This window comes from Parabacteroides sp. KHUB-01 (assembly GCF_056640935.1).
In genome coordinates, this window is record NZ_CM153256.1 from 1147981 (window position 1) to 1165750 (window position 17770).

At 39.1% G+C, this 17770-nt stretch carries 12 protein-coding genes; 7 read left to right on the forward strand and 5 right to left on the reverse strand.

Annotated features, from left to right (window positions below; translation table 11 throughout):
- Positions 1–93 precede the first annotated feature (93 nt).
- The 3 genes from ACYIAR_RS05200 (at position 94) to ACYIAR_RS05210 (ending at position 7126) form a co-directional block, all read left to right on the forward strand.
- Positions 94–2400 (forward strand): GH92 family glycosyl hydrolase, encoded by a 2307-nt coding sequence (locus tag ACYIAR_RS05200; protein ID WP_480332574.1) that lies wholly within the window; start codon positions 94–96, stop codon positions 2398–2400.
- 160 nt (positions 2401–2560) lie between these two features.
- Positions 2561–4831, forward strand: a complete 2271-nt coding sequence (locus tag ACYIAR_RS05205; RefSeq protein ID WP_480332576.1) for a GH92 family glycosyl hydrolase — start codon at positions 2561–2563, stop codon at positions 4829–4831.
- Positions 4832–4852: 21 nt separating this feature from the next.
- Positions 4853–7126 (forward strand): GH92 family glycosyl hydrolase, encoded by a 2274-nt coding sequence (locus tag ACYIAR_RS05210; protein ID WP_480332578.1) that lies wholly within the window; start codon positions 4853–4855, stop codon positions 7124–7126.
- Between the two features lie 84 nt (positions 7127–7210).
- On the opposite strand, the gene ACYIAR_RS05215 is transcribed toward ACYIAR_RS05210, so the two are convergent.
- The 3 genes from ACYIAR_RS05215 to panC all read right to left on the reverse strand — a co-directional run bounded on the left by ACYIAR_RS05215 (position 7211) and on the right by panC (position 10152).
- The gene (locus ACYIAR_RS05215; protein WP_480332580.1) at positions 7211–8551 is read right to left on the reverse strand and encodes an MATE family efflux transporter; all 1341 of its coding nucleotides are present in this window, start codon (positions 8549–8551) and stop codon (positions 7211–7213) included.
- Between the two features lie 314 nt (positions 8552–8865).
- A complete protein-coding gene (gene panD, locus ACYIAR_RS05220) occupies positions 8866–9219 on the reverse strand; it encodes an aspartate 1-decarboxylase (RefSeq protein WP_480332582.1) in 354 nt (117 codons plus the stop codon).
- Positions 9220–9312: 93 nt separating this feature from the next.
- On the reverse strand, positions 9313–10152 hold the full coding sequence (panC, locus tag ACYIAR_RS05225) for a pantoate--beta-alanine ligase (RefSeq protein WP_480332583.1): 840 nt from the start codon (positions 10150–10152) through the stop codon (positions 9313–9315).
- Positions 10153–10251: 99 nt separating this feature from the next.
- On the opposite strand from panC, the gene ACYIAR_RS05230 reads away from it, so the two are divergent.
- From ACYIAR_RS05230 to ACYIAR_RS05245, 4 genes are all read left to right on the forward strand, one after another.
- Positions 10252–11070, forward strand: coding sequence for a glycogen/starch synthase (locus ACYIAR_RS05230; protein ID WP_480332585.1), 819 nt, complete (start codon positions 10252–10254; stop codon positions 11068–11070).
- Between the two features lie 12 nt (positions 11071–11082).
- Complete coding sequence (locus ACYIAR_RS05235) at positions 11083–12459, forward strand: DUF4270 domain-containing protein (RefSeq protein WP_480332587.1); 1377 nt, start codon at positions 11083–11085, stop codon at positions 12457–12459.
- A gap of 114 nt (positions 12460–12573) precedes the next feature.
- Entirely contained in the window at positions 12574–12915 is a 342-nt protein-coding gene (locus ACYIAR_RS05240; RefSeq protein ID WP_480332589.1) for a hypothetical protein, read from the forward strand.
- Positions 12916–13184: 269 nt separating this feature from the next.
- Entirely contained in the window at positions 13185–15488 is a 2304-nt protein-coding gene (locus tag ACYIAR_RS05245) for a TonB-dependent receptor (protein WP_480332591.1), read from the forward strand.
- 112 nt (positions 15489–15600) lie between these two features.
- On the opposite strand, the gene ACYIAR_RS05250 is transcribed toward ACYIAR_RS05245, so the two are convergent.
- Both ACYIAR_RS05250 and ACYIAR_RS05255 read right to left on the reverse strand, forming a co-directional pair.
- Positions 15601–17175, reverse strand: coding sequence for an Rne/Rng family ribonuclease (locus ACYIAR_RS05250; RefSeq protein WP_480332593.1), 1575 nt, complete (start codon positions 17173–17175; stop codon positions 15601–15603).
- A gap of 310 nt (positions 17176–17485) precedes the next feature.
- Complete coding sequence (locus ACYIAR_RS05255; RefSeq protein WP_480332595.1) at positions 17486–17758, reverse strand: HU family DNA-binding protein; 273 nt, start codon at positions 17756–17758, stop codon at positions 17486–17488.
- Positions 17759–17770: the final 12 nt, after the last annotated feature.

Sequence of the window (17770 nt, forward strand, 5' to 3'; positions counted from 1 at the left end):
AGGCACAAAATATTAAAAAATCTAATCTAAATCACTATATTTGCCTAGGCAAAAAGAATAAACAAATAATCATTCTTAAAATAAATCTATTTCATGAATAAAAAAAGTTTATGGGCATTAGCTTTAGCTGCAACCATGAGCTTCTCTGCTCAGACGTTTTCAGCAAGTGCTAACGAAGCTTTTGACCCGGTTAATTATGTTAACCCATTAGTGGGTACAGAATCAACGTTCGAACTATCTACGGGAAACACTTATCCTGCAATTGCCCGTCCTTGGGGTATGAACTTCTGGTCACCTCAGACAGGAAAAATGGGCGACGGATGGATGTATCAGTACACAGCAACAAAAATCAACGGTTTCAAACAGACTCACCAGCCAAGCCCGTGGATTAATGACTACGGTCAGTTCTCAATTATGCCAATTGTTGGTAAACCTGAGTTTGACATGCAGAAGCGTGCAAGCTGGTTCTCACACAAAGGTGAAGAGGCTAAACCATACTACTATAAGGTTTATCTTGCAGAGCACGACATTGTTACAGAATTCACACCGACTGAACGTGCCGTAATGTTCCGCTTCACTTTCCCGGAAAACGACAATTCATATGTTGTTGTTGACCCGTTTGACAAAGGTTCATATGTAAAAATTGTTCCGGAAGAAAATAAAATCATCGGTTATACTACAAAGAACAGCGGTGGCGTTCCTGATAATTTCAAGAACTATTTCGTTATTAAATTTGACAAACCTTTCACTTATAAGGCAACTGTTGACAACGGAAAAGTTACTGAGAACAAGAATGAACAGGAAGCTAACCATGCCGGTGCTATCATTGGTTTCAAAACTAAGAAAGGCGAATTGGTTCATGCTAGAATCGCTTCTTCATTCATCAGCTATGAACAGGCAGAACTGAACCTTAAGGAACTTGGCAATGATAGTTTTGAAACTATCAAGCAGAAAGGTAAAGAGGCTTGGAACAAAGTATTAAGCAAAATAGAAGTTGATGGCGGAAATCTTGACCAGTATCGTACATTCTACTCTTGTATGTACCGCTCATTGCTTTTCCCACGCAAATTCTATGAAATTGATGCTAACGGAAATCCGGTTCACTACAGCCCGTACAACGGACAGGTTCTTCCTGGCTTTATGTACACTGATACTGGTTTCTGGGATACATTCCGTTGTTTGTTCCCATTCCTGAATATGATGTATCCTTCTGTCAACAAGGAAATCCAGGAAGGTCTTATCAACACATATAAAGAAAGCGGATTCTTCCCAGAATGGGCAAGTCCGGGCCACAGAGGTTGTATGATTGGTAACAACTCTGCTTCTGTTTTGGTTGATGCTTATATGAAAGGTGTAAAGGTTGACGACCTGAAAACTCTTTACGAAGGATTGATTCATGGTACAGAGAATGTTCATCCTAAAGTTTCTTCAACAGGCCGCCTTGGACACGAATATTACAACAAACTTGGCTATGTGCCTTATGATGTTAAAATCAACGAAAATGCGGCACGTACTTTGGAATATGCTTACGACGACTGGTGTATCTACAAGATTGCTAAAGAATTGAAACGTCCGAAAAAGGAAATCAATCTTTATGCAAAACGCGCGATGAACTATAAGAACCTGTTCGACAAGGAAACAAATCTTATGAGAGGCAAGAACGAGAACGGTGAATTTATGGCTCCATTCTCTCCTCTTAAATGGGGTGACGCTTTCACTGAAGGTAACAGCTGGCACTATTCTTGGTCAGTATTCCACGATCCTCAGGGATTGATTGATTTGATGGGCGGTAGAGAAAACTTCGTCACTATGCTTGACTCAGTATTTGCTGTTCCACCAATCTTCGATGAAAGCTACTATGGACAGGTGATCCACGAAATCCGTGAGATGACGGTTATGAACATGGGTAACTATGCACACGGTAACCAGCCAATCCAGCATATGATTTACATGTATAACTATGCAGGAGAACCTTGGAAAGCTCAGTACTGGTTGCGTCAGGTTATGAACCGTATGTACACTCCGGGTCCTGACGGATATTGCGGTGACGAGGACAATGGTCAGACATCTGCTTGGTATGTATTCTCAGCATTGGGATTCTATCCTGTTTGTCCTGGAACAACTCAGTATGTTCTTGGTGCTCCATTGTTCAAAAAAGCAACTATTCATTTCGAAAACGGAAAGAATCTTGTTATCAACGCTCCTGAAAACAGCGACGAAAACATCTATATCCAGTCTATGACATTCAATGGTCAGAACTATACTAAGAATTATCTTGACCACAATGAAATGATGAAGGGTGGAGTTATCAATATCAAAATGGGTAGCGAACCTAACAAACAGAGAGGAACTCAGGAATCTGATTACCCTTACTCATTCTCAAAAGACGAGAAAAAATAAAAAGTGAAGTTTTGATTATATAACTTCCAGTGAGTTATAGGAGTTACAGGTTGTTAAATGTCCGGATTTAGTCACAGTTTGGCATTTAACTCCTATGACTCCTATAATTCGTAAACTTGCAAAAGTTGACAAAAACGAAGAACACATAAATATAAATATCATGAATTTTGTACAGAAAATTATGATGTCAGGCGCAGCTGGTCTGGCATTTTTTGCATTTTCTTGTGCTCCTACAAACAAGGCAGAAGAGAAAAAGGTTATTGATTACGTTTCTTATGTTGACCCATACATTGGTACTGGCGATCATGGCCATGTATTCGTGGGTGCAAGCGTTCCTTTTGGTATGATTCAGGCTGGTCCGCAGAACATACATAAAGGTTGGGACTGGTGTTCCGGTTACCATTACACTGACAGTGTAATCATTGGTTTCAGCCACACACACTTGAGTGGAACTGGTTGTGCTGATTTGGGTGATATCCTGATGATGCCATATACAGGTGAAGTTCGTACTGCACGCGGTGAACAGGACAACATTGAAGGTGCTGCATCTTCATACTACAGCCACAAGAATGAATCTGTTTCCCCAGGATATTATTCATTGTTGATGGATAATGGTGTGAAAGTGGAACTTACTGCAACAGAACGTGCTGCTATCCACAGATATACTTATCCTCAAGGCGAAAAAAGACTTCTTATCAATTTGAAAGAAGGGAATGGCGACAAAGCTTACGAAACTTATCTGAAGAAAGTTGACGATAATACAGTTGAAGGTTATCGTTTCTCAAAAGGATGGAGTCCGCAGCATAAGGTTTATTTCGTTATGAAATCAGAACAGCCAATCGCTTCTGTTCAGGTTTTCAATGATGACACTGCTGCTGGCGAAAATGAATTGAAAGGCGAATCTGTAAAAGCAGTCATTACATTCAAGGAAGATGCTCCGGAAAAAGTACAGGTGAAACTTGCTATTTCTTCTGTTAGCTGCGAAAATGCTTTGGCAAACTTGAATGCTGAACTTGCAGACTGGGATTTCGAAAAAGTTCATCAGGCTGCTGTTGATAAATGGAATGACCGTCTTGCTGTTATTAATGTTGAATCAAATGACGAACGTGCAAAGAAGATTTTCTATACTTCAATGTATCACATGTTCATCGCTCCTACTCTTTATTGTGATGTCAACGGTGAATTCCGCGGTCATGACGATAAAGTTTACAGCAACAACAATTGGACAAATTATTCTACTTTCTCATTGTGGGATACTTACCGCACATTGAATCCTTTGTTTACTATCATCGAGCCTGAAATGGTGCCTGATATGGTAAATTCTTACTTGAGCATTTTCGACCAGCAGGGCAAATTGCCAATCTGGCCATTGGTTGGTGGCGAAACTGAATGTATGCCTGGATATAGTGCAATTCCTATTATTGCTGATGCTTATATGAAAGGCTTCACTGGTTTTGATGCAGAAAGAGCATACAAAGCTATGACTAGCTCTGCAACATATGAAAAGCAGAAAGGTGTTCCTTATGTATTGGAGAAAGGTTATATCCCTTGCGACAAGGTTCACGAAGCAACTTCTATTGCTATGGAATATGCAGTTGGTGACTGGGGAATTGCAAGAGTTGCCAAGAAAATGGGTAAAGAAGACGACTATAAGGAATATAGCAAACGTGGCCATTATTACGAACAGTATTTTGACAAAGACATTAACTTCATCCGTCCTAAAATGAATGACGGTTCATGGAGAACTCCTTATGACCCATTCCGTTCAATCCACGGAGTTGGTGATTTCTGCGAAGGAAACGGTTGGCATTATACATTCTTTGTTCCTCAGAATCCTGAAGGACTTATCGAGCTGATGGGTGGCGATGCTGCTTTCATTGCTAAAATGGACTCTTTGTTCGTTGCTGAAGGTGATATGGGTGAAGGTGCATCAAGCGATATCAGTGGTTTGATTGGTATGTACGCTCACGGAAACGAACCTAGCCACCATGTAGCTTATATGTATCCGTATGCCGGAGAACAGTGGAAAACAGCTGAGAAAGTTCGCTGGATTCAGTCTAATTTCTATACAGACAAACCGGAAGGTGTAATCGGCAACGAAGACTGCGGTCAGATGTCTGCTTGGCATGTTATGTCTGCTTTAGGTTTCTATCAGGTGAATCCTTCAAATGGAGTTTTGGTATTCGGTAGTCCTTCATTCGAAAAAGTAAGCATCAATTTGCCTGGTGGAAAGACTTTCGAAGTTGTGGCACAGAACAACAGCAACGAAAACATCTATATCCAGTCTGCTACATTGAACGGACAGCCTTATACAAAATCATATATCACATACGAAGATGTGATGAAAGGCGGTAATCTGACATTTGTAATGGGCAACACTCCAAACAAAGAATTTGGTGCTGCTCCGGAAGACCGTCCAAAGAGTGAATAATAACCGTATAAACTAATTATTATGCATAAAACAGTAAAATCGGCTTTGGCTCTGATGGCTTCTGCGTTCTTGCTTGCCTCTTGCTCTCAGACAAGTGTGAACAATGAGCAAAGCCTGTCGCCTGTCGAATATGTAAATCCATATATGGGAAATATCAGCCACTTGCTGGTTCCGACTTTCCCAACAGTTCATCTGCCTAACAGTATGCTGCGTGCATATCCTGAAAGAGCAGACTTCACAGCAGACCGCCTCGGTGGCCTGCCTGTGATTGTTACGAACCATCGTGAACGCTCGGCATTCAACATCTCACCTTTCCAGGGAGACGAAAAAGGATTGCAGCCTGTTGTTGCTCTGAGCTACGACAGAGAAAGCATCAAACCTTATCACTATCAGGTTTATCTTGACGAGTTGGAAGCTAACGTGGAATATGCACCGTCACATCAGAGTGCAATCTACAACCTTTCGTTCGACGAACAGAAGCCTACTTATCTTATATTCAACAGCCGTAAAGGTGAAATGAATGTAAACGGCAACACTGTGCAAGGTTTCCAATATATCGACAAGAATACTAAAATCTATTTCTTCGCTGAAGTAGATAAAACTCCGGAGAAATCAGGAATACTCAGTGCTTCGGCTGTTGACTATAACAGCCAGAAAGCTGAAGGCGAGAATGCAGCTGTTGTGATGTCGTTCGGCAATATGAACGGTAGTGTTCATGTAAGATATGGTATTTCTTTCATTGACACAGACCAGGCTAAAAAGAATCTTGAACGTGAAATCAAGACTTATGATGTAAATGCCGTTGCAGAAGCCGGAAAGGCTGTATGGAATGAAACTCTTGGTAAAATCAAGATTCAAGGTGGCAGCGAGGACGACAAAACTGTGTTCTATACTTCATTATACAGATGTTATGAACGTCCTATCTGTATGAGCGAGGATGGAAGATATTATAGTGCTTTCGACGGTAAAATCCACGAAGACGGCGGCCGTGCTTTCTATACTGACGACTGGATTTGGGATACATACCGTGCCACTCACCCACTTCGCGTTCTTATCGAAAACGAAGTTGAAGGAAACATTATCAACTCATATCTGCTGATGGCAGAGCAAATGGGTAACAACTGGATGCCTACATTCCCTGAAGTGACAGGCGACACAAGACGTATGAACTCCAACCACGGTGTAGCAACAGTAATCGATGCATACAAGAAGGGATTGCGTTCATTTGACTTGGAAAAAGCTTATGCTGCTTGTAAAGCTGCAATTGAGGAAAAGACTCTTATTCCTTGGTCTGCAAAACCTGCCGGATGGTTGGACAACTTCTATAAAGAACACGGATATATTCCGGCTCTTCGTCCGGGTGAAAAGGAAACAGTAGAGAATGTTTCTATGTGGGAAAAACGTCAGCCGATTGCTGTTACTTTGGGTACTTCATACGACCAGTGGTGTCTGTCTCAAATTGCCAAAGAATTGAACAAGGAAGACGAGGCTGCTCATTATCTGAAATGCTCATATAATTACAGAAACGTATTCAACCCTGAAACTGGATTCTTCCATCCGAAAGATAAAGACGGAAAATTCATCACTCCGCTTGATTACCGTTATGACGGAGGATTGGGAGCACGCGACTATTACGGTGAGAACAACGGATATATCTATCGTTGGGATGTTCAGCACAACATTGCTGACTTGATTCAGTTGGTTGGTGGAAACGACAAGTTCACTTCTGCATTGGACGAAATGTTCAACACTCCGCTTGGTATGTCGAAGTGGCAGTTCTATTCATTCTTGCCTGACCATACAGGAAATGTTGGTATGTTCTCAATGGCTAACGAGCCAAGTTTGCATATTCCATATCTTTACAATTATGCTGGCAAACCTTGGATGACACAGAAAAGAATCAGAACATTGCTTGATATGTGGTTCCGTAACGACTTGATGGGCGTTCCGGGTGATGAAGATGGCGGTGGTATGTCTGCTTTCGTTGCATTCAGCCAGATGGGATTCTATCCTGTAACTCCAGGTTCACCGACATACAATATCGGTAGTCCGGTATTTACTGACGTGAAGATGGATTTGGGCAATGGCAAAATCTTTGAGATTAAGGCTAACAATGCTTCCAAAGAAAACAAATATATCCAGTCTGCCCGCCTGAATGGAAAAGAATTGAACCAGCCTTGGTTCAACCACTCAGATATCGCCAATGGTGGTGTTTTGGAACTGGAAATGGGACCGAAGGCAAACAAGGCTTGGGGAACTGCAACTCCTCCACCTTCTGCCGGTGTTCTTAAGTAATATCAGATAAATCTAAAATATCAAACCCCGACAATTCTACATAATGAATTGCCGGGGTTTATTTTATCCAAATAATTATTACAATTATAGAACCTTATTCCTCCAGTTTCCTTTAAGCAAATATATAATACTGAACAGGAATAATCCCACATAATATATTGTCTCAGTAAGGAAACATAATGAAACCGGAAGTTTCATCCTGAATGCTGCAACGAAAATAAACAAGGTATAGAAAACCAATGTCACCACTTCAATAATAAATGCGACCTGAGTGTTTCCCGTTCCAATCAATCCATTGAATACGATATTAGCCATTGCAGCTATTGGCATAGCCAGCGCCACTATAAAGAAAGTGGAAACCGATGCTTCGATTAGCTCCATATCATTGGTGTATATGGACAGAACTGCCTTTGGGAACAAACACAAAACTCCAACGAAAACAACCGTGACACCGACAGACAAATATGTTATATGCTTGATTACCGGAAGAACATTGTCAGCACGGTTAGCACCCAGACAATTACTTACCAATGTATTGGTTGTCATTGCTAAAGCATTTATAGGAATAAGCATCATAACATAAAGACTTCTCACAATATTTGCCACCGCAAGCGACCTTTGTCCCAAATGTTCCACTGCAATAAACAGGATGAAATATGTTGACAATGATATGAAATATTGCAACATTGTGAAAATAGAAATATTGAGCACTCGTTTCAGCAAGTCTACATCAAAAGAGCGGAAACGCGTCAGACCATATTTTTCGGAATCAACTGTCAAGCGCGTGTAAATGAAATAGAACAATATAGATACAGCCTCAGCAATGACAGATGCGATTGCTGCTCCTTCCAGCCCTAATTTTGGGAATCCGAATTTTCCGAATATCAACAGATAATCCAGCACTATGTTTGTTATTGCCATGACAATTGCGTTCAGTGTCAGGACTTTGGTTCGTGTTATACCAACAAAGAATGCTCTGAACATCACTCCAAGGAAAACAAAGAAAAATCCAATTACACGCCAGTTCAAGAATCTTACTGTGGCATTCCATATATCATCAGAAGAAATCAACATTCGCATTATATCTCCCGCAAACAGCAAAGATAAACCAAACAGGAGAGCTGCCATAACAAGCAAAAAAGCACAGCCCTGATTCATGACAGGACCGACTTCTGCATAATTCTTCTCCCCGTTCCTTCGTGCTATAAGGATTTGCGAACCTGTGCTGAAACCAAAAGCTATGGTGAAAATACAAATATAATACAAGCCGCCCATGGCTGAGGCTCCAAGTTCAACCTCGCCCACTCTGCCCAGGAATGCAGTATCAGTAACATTGATAATATTCTGGGCAAGCAAGCCGAAAAAAATAGGATAACTGATATTCCAAATCTGTCTGTTTGTTATTACTCCACTATCTGAAACCATATAATCATTCTATTTAATTTGTCGATGCAATATAAGAGTGACGGAGTCCATATTTTATCCATAAAACATGAATATAAAACCTTATCTTTTCCACTTGAAAATATATACGGACGTACGTCAATTTGGGGCCGGACCTAAATCAAAATATATACGGACCGACGTGAACGTGGGTTCGGATGTATTTTTCGCAGAAAACATATACACCCAATTTTCATTAAATATATAAATATCGCTAATAACAGCAAAGAGCAGGATAGCTTGATACGGAAAACAAGTCTATCCTGCTCTTTGGGAAACTATCTGCAAAAAATAGTTTACTTAACTAATTTATTAGTAGCAGTATCAGGAAATACAACCGCAGGCTTGAATGTTTTGGCTTCTTCAAAATCCATCATTGCATATGACATGATAATTATGATATCGCCAGGCTGAGCTTTTCGGGCAGCCGCACCGTTCAGACAAATCACTCCTGAACCCGGTTCACCTTTGATAATATAAGTTTCAAAGCGTTCACCATTATTATTGTTTACAATTGAAACCTTTTCATTAGGAATAAGATTTGCCGCTTCCAATAAATCGGCATCAATAGTTATACTGCCGATATAATTCAGATTAGCTTCAGTAACCGTTACACGGTGAATTTTTGATTTAACTACTTCAATAAACATGCTATATTATTATTTTAATTCGCAGATTTTATATATAACCGCAATGTCCTTGTTCAGATTACAGACACAACAGCTATTGATGTGAAACCATCATCAATATTTAATATTATCAATCAGACGAACCTCTCCACAATACACTGTTATGCAGCCAACAGGATAGTCAGTATCTTTCCAGTCCTTTATTGACTCCAATGTATTTCCATCTACAATTTCGAAATACTCAACTTCCATATCCGGTTCTTGATTGATGGTGTTAACTACATAATCAATTACCTCCTGAACACCTTTTGCGGGTGCAAAGTTAGTACTTTCTTTTAATGTACGGGCAATAAGTGGAGCTTTTTGACGCAGTTCAGGTGTCAATCTTGTATTTCTGCTACTCATTGCCAATCCATCAGCCTCACGGAGGATAGGACAATCATTGATTTTAACAGACAATCCAAGTTGCTTAACCATCGCACGGATAACAGCAATCTGCTGGAAATCTTTTTCACCGAAATAAGCATTATCCGGCTCAACAATATAGAACAATTTGCTCACAACCTGAGCAACACCATTGAAGTGTCCAGGACGACGTGCTCCTTCCATCACCTGCATCACTTTGCCAAAATCAAACACGCGAGTGTCTGGTTCCGGATACATTTCCTCAACCGACGGAGCAAAAACATAATCACAACCGGCAGACTGAAGCAACTCGCAGTCTTTCTCCAATGTGCGAGGATAAGTTTCCAAATCCTTTTTGTCATTAAACTGTGTCGGATTGACAAAAACACTGACTACACATATATCATTCTCGTCAACACAACGTTTAACCAGACTAAGGTGTCCGGCATGCAAGGCACCCATTGTAGGGACAAAGCCTATTCTTCTGTTATTCAACCTTTCCTGAGCTAAATAACCCTTTAAATCTTGAATTTTACTTACTATTTTCATCTTATAGATGCGTTTTGACGGTACAAAGCAAATAAATAATTACGTTAAATGAAAGAAATTGCTTATCTTTGTAGCGTTTAAATTAAACTTAATAACAGAATGGATGCAAAAAAAGTATTATTTATAGCACAAGAAATAACACCTTACTTACCAGAATCAGAAATAGCAACAATTTGCCGCCAATTGCCACAAGGCATTCAGGAACGTGGTAGAGAAATCAGAACGTTCATGCCTAAATTCGGAAACATTAACGAACGCCGCAATCAGTTGCACGAAGTAATTCGTCTTTCCGGTATGAATTTGATTATTGATGATACTGATCATCCACTAATCATTAAGGTTGCGTCTATTCAAGCAGCTAGAATGCAGGTTTATTTTATCGACAACGACGACTTTTTCCAGAGAAAAAACACTATCTGTGATGATGAAGGAAATGAATATGATGATAATGACGAACGTTCTATTTTCTACATCCGCGGTGTGTTGGAAACAGTTAAGAAACTACGTTGGATTCCTGACGTTATTCATTGTCATGGTTGGATGTCTGCACTTACAGCTTTATATATTAAACGTATGTATGCAGATGATCCATGTTTGAACAATGCAAAAGTTGTTTATTCAATTTACAATGACGAATTTAAAACTCCATTCAATGAAAACTTCGCTAAGAAGCTGAAAATGGACGGAGCAAAAGATTCTGATGTCAAATTGCTAAAAACTGACACAAGTTTCTTAGCTTTGACAAAATTAGCTATCGACATGTCCGATGGTGTAATTCAGGGAAGCGAAACAATACATCCTGAACTAACAGAATATATCGCATCTAAAAAGAAGAAATTGTTCTTGCCATATCAGAAACCTGATGTTTATATTGATGAGTTCAATAAATTCTATGATGCAGTTTTGGAAACTAAATAACACATAAGAATCATGAAAGTCAAGCTTTTAACACTTGGGATTGCTTTGGGAGCTGCGCTCCTCGGCAGTTGTGATGATGGAATTAGTCTGGTAGGACCAAGTATTCAGCCCGACAGAGACAAGATAAATGTTTTTCAAGATACGATTGAAATACAAGCCTATACGGTTTTGATGGATTCTATTTATGCAAAAACATCAAGTGCATTGTTAGGAGAATTTTATGACCCGACATACGGAAATCTGAAATCCGACTACGTTTGCCAGTTCTATTGTCCTGAAGAATATCAGTTCCAGCACACACCTTTGGATGAAAAGATTGACTCAATGGCTTTCCAAATCACTTATTCATCATGGGTTGGTGACTCACTGGCTCCTATGCAGGCACAGATTTTTCAGGTTACAAAACCTCTGGAAAGAAATTATTATACTAATGTTGACCCGAAGGAGTTCTGTGATATGAAAACTTTGTTGGGAACAAAAACATATACTGCATATGATGTTTCCATTCCTGATTCTATCAGAAATATTACAGATCAATATGATGAGAACTATTATGTTCCTAAAGTAAGAATCAGAATGCCGAAAGAGTTAGGGCAGAAATTCTATGATGAATCTGTAAACAATCCGGCGACATTCAATTCTCAGGAAGCTTTCAACAATTTCTTCCCGGGATTATATGTCACAACTAACTACGGAACAGGAAACTTGCTCAACATCAACCGTTCATCATTGTTTATTTATTACAGATATAAGACAAAGAGCTCTGCAACAAACAATGATACTATCATTTCGACTTATGAGCGTTTCAACTCAACTACTGAAGTTATTCAGCTTAACAGTCTTAAGAATGGCAACTTGGAACAGCTTTTACAGCCAAATGATGAATACACTTATATGAAAACACCAGCCGGTGTTTGTACTAAGTTGGAAATTCCAGTATCAGAGCTGAAAGATAAACTTGAAGGACGTATTATTAACAACCTTCCATTCAAAATGACAGCTTTGGCACAGGAAGACTGGGAATATGCTTTGAGCGTTCCTAAAAGCTTGTTGTTATTGCCTGAAGATTCAGTAAAAACTTTCTTTGAATCAGGAAAGATCCAAGATAGCCAGACTTCTTATGTCGGAGATTATACTGCAGACGGAAGAACTTACGATTTCAAGAATATTTCCAGAGTGTTTGAAAAGCATTTGGAAAATAATCCGGATGAGCCGCTTCGACTGCTTGTTATTCCGGTTGAAAACGTAACTGAAACTTCTAACAGTTATTACGACAGTAATACATATACAACTGCCATAAACAACTATATGTCTCCTTCTGGTGTTAAACTTAAGAAAGACAAAGAATCAAGAACATTGATTCTGACAAGCAGTAAATACAATGAATAAATAATATAAAGGTCTGAATCACCCAAGGTTCAGACCTTTTCTTGTTAAAATAATATCCAAACTATTCCCATAAAGTAAATTTTCCTTATTTTTGCGTCATAAGAAAGAAGTGCTGTGAAGACTTTTAGAAAGAAATATATTGTTTATCTCTTCTCACTGCTGTTTACTTGGTATTATGGCAGTGTGATGCTCTTCACACATATACATATTAAAGATGGTGTTGCAATAAAACACTCTCACCCATTCAAGAATATTGAACATCACCATAAGACTCTTTCTGAAATAATCTTCCTCCAGACATTATCTACCATCAATGCTGAGGACAGTCAGAACGGAAGTCCGGATATTCAATGTTTCCTTAATCTACTTACTAGAATAGTTGAGAAAAACGATTCGCATCCTTATTTGTTTTTCTTGACTTCAAACAATCTTAGAGCACCTCCTTATACATTATAATATATACTTGTCTCCGGAGATTAAAATTTCCGCACATTTTCTTTATTCTATAATCAATATAATAGGATTATAGGAACTCTGTCGTATGTATAATAATATCGTTATTTCTGTGCTACAAATATGAGAAACAAACATATCTGTAGTATAGAAACTGAGTGCATATTTATTTTTCATACGAAGAATCAGTTGTGCAAAATCGTCCCGGTTGCATTTTCACAAACAACTTTATTATCTAATTAGAGGATAAATCCTCTTCAATATATATTATAATGAATAAGCTTATAAATTTAACTATATGCTTGTGCATGCTATTGTTGTGCACAAAAGCTTTTGCCAACGACGAGAATTATAACCTCAATCCATCTGATGCAAATATTGTAGGTCATATTATTGACAAGAAATCAGGTGAACATCTTTCCTTCATAAATATATATCTGGAAGGAACAACTATAGGAACAACTTCAGATGCTACAGGACACTATTTCCTAAAGAATCTTCCCGAAGGGAAATTTACAATTGTTGCAAAATCTCTTGGATATAAGACAGAGAAAAAAAGCATTAATCTGAAAAAAGGAAAAACAATTGAAATAAACTTCGAAATCGAGGAAGATGCTGTTTCACTTGACGGCGTTGTTGTTTCGGCAAACAGAAACGAAACTACAAGACGCATGGCGCCAACATTGGTGAATGTTTTGGATGCACGAGTATTCGAAACTTCAAATGCAACTTCTCTTGCCGAAGGTTTGAATTTCCAGCCTGGAGTTCGAGTTGAAAACAACTGCCAGAACTGCGGTTTCCAGCAAGTAAGAATAAACGGTCTTGATGGTCCGTACACTCAGATTCTTATGGACAGCCGTCCTATTTTCAGCGCTTTGACTGGTGTTTATGGTTTGGAACAAATTCCGGCAAATATGATTGAGCGTGTTGAAGTGATGCGAGGTGGCGGTTCTGCATTATTCGGTTCTTCTGCAATTGCCGGAACTATAAATATCATCACTAAAGAACCGATGAGAAATTCTGCTCAATTGTCACATTCTCTTACTTTGGTTGGAGGTTCAACACCAGACAATAATACTACAATTAACGCATCATTGGTTACTGACGACCATAAAGCAGGATTATATGTATTCGGACAGAACAGACAGCGCGGACATTATGACCACGATGGCGACGGTTTCTCTGAGCTGGGAAAAATCAACGCAAAAACAATCGGTTTCCGCTCTTATCTGAAGACTAGCAATTATTCAAAGCTGACTTTCGAATATCACGGTATCAACGAATTTCGCCGCGGCGGTAATATGTTTGACAATCCGCCTCACGAAGCTGATATTGCTGAACAAACTGAACATAACATCAATGGCGGCGGTTTAAAATATGATTTGTTCTCAAAAGACTACAAGCACAGAATGAATGTCTATACTTCAGCTCAACATACAAAGCGTGATAGTTATTACGGAACGAATCAGGATTTGAATGCTTATGGACAAACAACAGACATGACTTTGGTTTCGGGAGCACAATACAGCTATTCGGCAGACAAATGTTTATTTATGCCAGCAGAATTTACAGGTGGTCTGGAATATAGCTATGATGATTTGCAAGACAGAATGCCTGGTTATGACAGAGAAGTGAACCAGACAACCCACATCGCCAGTCTTTTCGCTCAGAACGAATGGAAAACCAAGAAATGGAGTTTCCTTATTGGTGGACGTTTGGACAAACATAATCTTATCAATCACGTTATATTCAGCCCGCGTGCCAATGTAAGATTCAATCCAAGCGAAAATATAAACTTCAGATTGGCTTATTCAAGCGGTTTCCGCGCTCCTCAAGCTTTTGACGAAGATTTGCATATCGAAGCTGTCGGAGGAAATGTTGCTTTGATTGAACTTGCCGACAATCTTAAAGAAGAGAAATCAAACAGCTTGAGTGCTTCTGTTGATTTCTATCACAGATTCGGTCCGGTTCAGGTGAACTTCCTTGTGGAAGGTTTCTATACAAACCTTAAAGATGTATTCACTCTTGAAAAGACTGGAACTGACGACAAAGGCAATATCATCATGGAAAGAAGAAACGGTTCCGGTGCAACAGTCGGCGGTGTAAACCTGGAAGGTAAAATGGCATATTCGTGGATGCAGATTCAAGCTGGCGCAACAATCCAGAGAAGCCGATACAAAGAACCTGAACAGTGGAGCGAAAATGTGGAAGCTCAGAAAAGAATGTTCAGAACTCCGGATGTTTACGGTTATTTGACTTCTACATTCACTCCGGTGAAAAGACTTTCTCTTGCTCTTACAGGAACATACACAGGAAGTATGCTTGTGCAGCACAATGCCGGATATATCGAAGTAGACCGCGACGATGAAACTCCGGATTTCCTTGACATGAGTGTAAAAGTTGCTTATGATATTCCTATTTATAAAACCGTCACTTTACAAGTTAATGCAGGTGTGAAGAATATATTCAATTCATATCAGAACGACTTTGATAAAGGAAAAGACCGTGACGCAGGATATATCTACGGTCCTGGATTGCCAAGAAGTTATTTCTTCGGTTGCAAAATCACCTATTAATTCAAATTGATTAGGGAAAAAACATTTAACTAAACAAAAACCTCCGGTAATAAATTGGAATGACCAATTATACCGGAGGTTTTCTATTACAAGTATAAGCCTAATTAAAATTTCAGCCTTTAAATTCCATTTTCTCTTTCATGTCTAATTCATTCTTCTCTTCATCATAGAACTTGTATTCGAGGAATGCCAGACTCTGATTTGGAATCACCTTCAAGCCGTAGCTGTATCTCATCTTCCACTGCCAACTTAAAGGGAAAAAACCTTTGTTCACATAAGCTGCAACATAAGGATGTACGTGTAAGGTAAATTTCTTCACATGATGTTTGTTGACCAAACAATCAATCTTTCCTTCCAAACTGTCGGTAAACAAAATAGAAGGTTTCACAGAACCTGTTCCAAAACAAGCAGGACAAGCTTCAGAGGTTTGAACATCCATTGCCGGACGAACTCTCTGGCGAGTTATCTGCATCAGGCAAAACTTACTCAAAGGAAGTATATTATGCTTTGCTCGGTCGCTAGCCATTGCCTTCTTCATATGCTCGTAAAGCAGCTGGCGATTTGTATTGCTCGACATATCAATAAAGTCGATAACAATGATACCTCCCATATCACGCAAACGTAACTGACGGGCAATTTCATCCGCAGCGGCAAGATTAACATCGATAGCTGTCTGTTCCTGATCCTCGCTGGTTTTCGAACGATTACCGCTATTGACATCTATCACATGCATTGCCTCCGTATGCTCAATAATCAAGTAAGCCCCACTTTTATAAGTAACCGTACGCCCAAAGAGGGATTTTATTTGTTTGGTAACTGCGAAATTATCAAAGATAGGCAGTTCACCGGTGTACAGATGTACAATCTCTTCCCGTCCGGGAGCAATCAGACTAACATAGTCCCGAACATTATTATAAACCTCTTTGTCGTTTACAAAAATATTCTGAAAGGAAGGGTTAAATATGTCGCGTAGCAAAGCGACTGTTCGTGCAGTCTCTTCATAAATAATGGCAGGCGACTTACTTTTTGTTACTTTTGCGCTATTCTCTTCCCAGCGTTTCACCAGAGTTTTCAACTCGTGGTCCAATTCCGCAACTCTCTTTCCTTCTGCCGAAGTACGGACAATCACACTGAAATTCTTCGGTTTGATACTTTGGATGAGCTGTCTCAAACGGGCACGTTCCTCATTGGATTTGATTTTTGTCGAAACTGATACTTTGTCGGAAAATGGTATCAAAACTATATATCTCCCGGCGAACGACAACTCCGAAGTCAATCTCGGTCCCTTTGTGGAAATCGGTTCTTTTGCTATCTGCACCAATATCTCCTGACCTATTTTGAGAACATCACTTATACTGCCTTCCTTTTCTATTTCCGGCAATATCTGAAGTTTTGAGAAAGCGGGAGCTTTCTTAGGGTCAGAAAGCAGCTGATTGAGATACTTTTGCTGGGTGTTGAAATGAGGACCTAAGTCCTGATAGTGAAGAAATGCATCCTTTTTATAACCTACATCAATGAAAGCAGCGTTTAATCCTGGCATAAGTTTCTTAACCTTGCCTAAATAAATATCGCCCACTGCAAAAGAGACATTGTGAGCTTCTTTTTGTAGCTCAACCAGTTTTTTGTCTTCCAATACAGCGATTGATACTTCTTGGGACTGTACATCAACTACTAATTCACTAACCACTATAAAAAGGTGTTTATTAAATTTTTGCAGACCTTTATAAATACGCAAAGAACAAACTTAAAAGGTCTCTTATAAGTTTGTTCTTTATAGAGCGTTTGTTTCGAAAAATAAACTTATTTCTTCTTATGTCTATTCTTCTTCAGTCTCTTTTTGCGCTTGTGAGTAGACATCTTATGTCTCTTTCTTTTCTTTCCGCTTGGCATCGCTTTAAAATTTTAAGATTAAACGTAATATTTATTATTTAAGAAATTCCGAAAACCCTAACTTTATTATCTTTAATTAAGTCAAAGCCTGCGTAATAAATCAACAATTATTTCACGTCGTTCAAGAAAGTCTTAGCCGGCTTGAATGAAGGAATATTGTGTTCCGGAATAATAATTGTTGTGTTCTTTGAAATGTTACGAGCAGTCTTCTGAGCTCTTTTCTTAACGATGAAGCTACCAAAACCTCTCAAATATACATTTTCATTTTTTGCCAAAGAACCTTTTACAATTTCCATAAAAGATTCAACGCTTGCTAGCACTGTTGACTTGTCGATTCCAGTGTTTTTTGAAATTTCGCTTACGATATCTGCTTTAGTCATATCTTTAAATAA

What these genes read in the sequence shown, in the direction of transcription:
- ACYIAR_RS05200 (WP_480332574.1), top strand. Translation starts at nt 94, where the DNA reads ATGAATAAAAAAAGTTTATGGGCATTAGCTTTAGCTGCAACCATGAGC.
- ACYIAR_RS05205 (WP_480332576.1), top strand. Translation starts at nt 2,561, where the DNA reads ATGAATTTTGTACAGAAAATTATGATGTCAGGCGCAGCTGGTCTGGCA.
- ACYIAR_RS05210 (WP_480332578.1), top strand. Translation starts at nt 4,853, where the DNA reads ATGCATAAAACAGTAAAATCGGCTTTGGCTCTGATGGCTTCTGCGTTC.
- ACYIAR_RS05215 (WP_480332580.1), bottom strand. Translation starts at nt 8,551, where the DNA reads ATGGTTTCAGATAGTGGAGTAATAACAAACAGACAGATTTGGAATATC.
- panD (WP_480332582.1), bottom strand. Translation starts at nt 9,219, where the DNA reads ATGTTTATTGAAGTAGTTAAATCAAAAATTCACCGTGTAACGGTTACT.
- panC (WP_480332583.1), bottom strand. Translation starts at nt 10,152, where the DNA reads ATGAAAATAGTAAGTAAAATTCAAGATTTAAAGGGTTATTTAGCTCAG.
- ACYIAR_RS05230 (WP_480332585.1), top strand. Translation starts at nt 10,252, where the DNA reads ATGGATGCAAAAAAAGTATTATTTATAGCACAAGAAATAACACCTTAC.
- ACYIAR_RS05235 (WP_480332587.1), top strand. Translation starts at nt 11,083, where the DNA reads ATGAAAGTCAAGCTTTTAACACTTGGGATTGCTTTGGGAGCTGCGCTC.
- ACYIAR_RS05245 (WP_480332591.1), top strand. Translation starts at nt 13,185, where the DNA reads ATGAATAAGCTTATAAATTTAACTATATGCTTGTGCATGCTATTGTTG.
- ACYIAR_RS05255 (WP_480332595.1), bottom strand. Translation starts at nt 17,758, where the DNA reads ATGACTAAAGCAGATATCGTAAGCGAAATTTCAAAAAACACTGGAATC.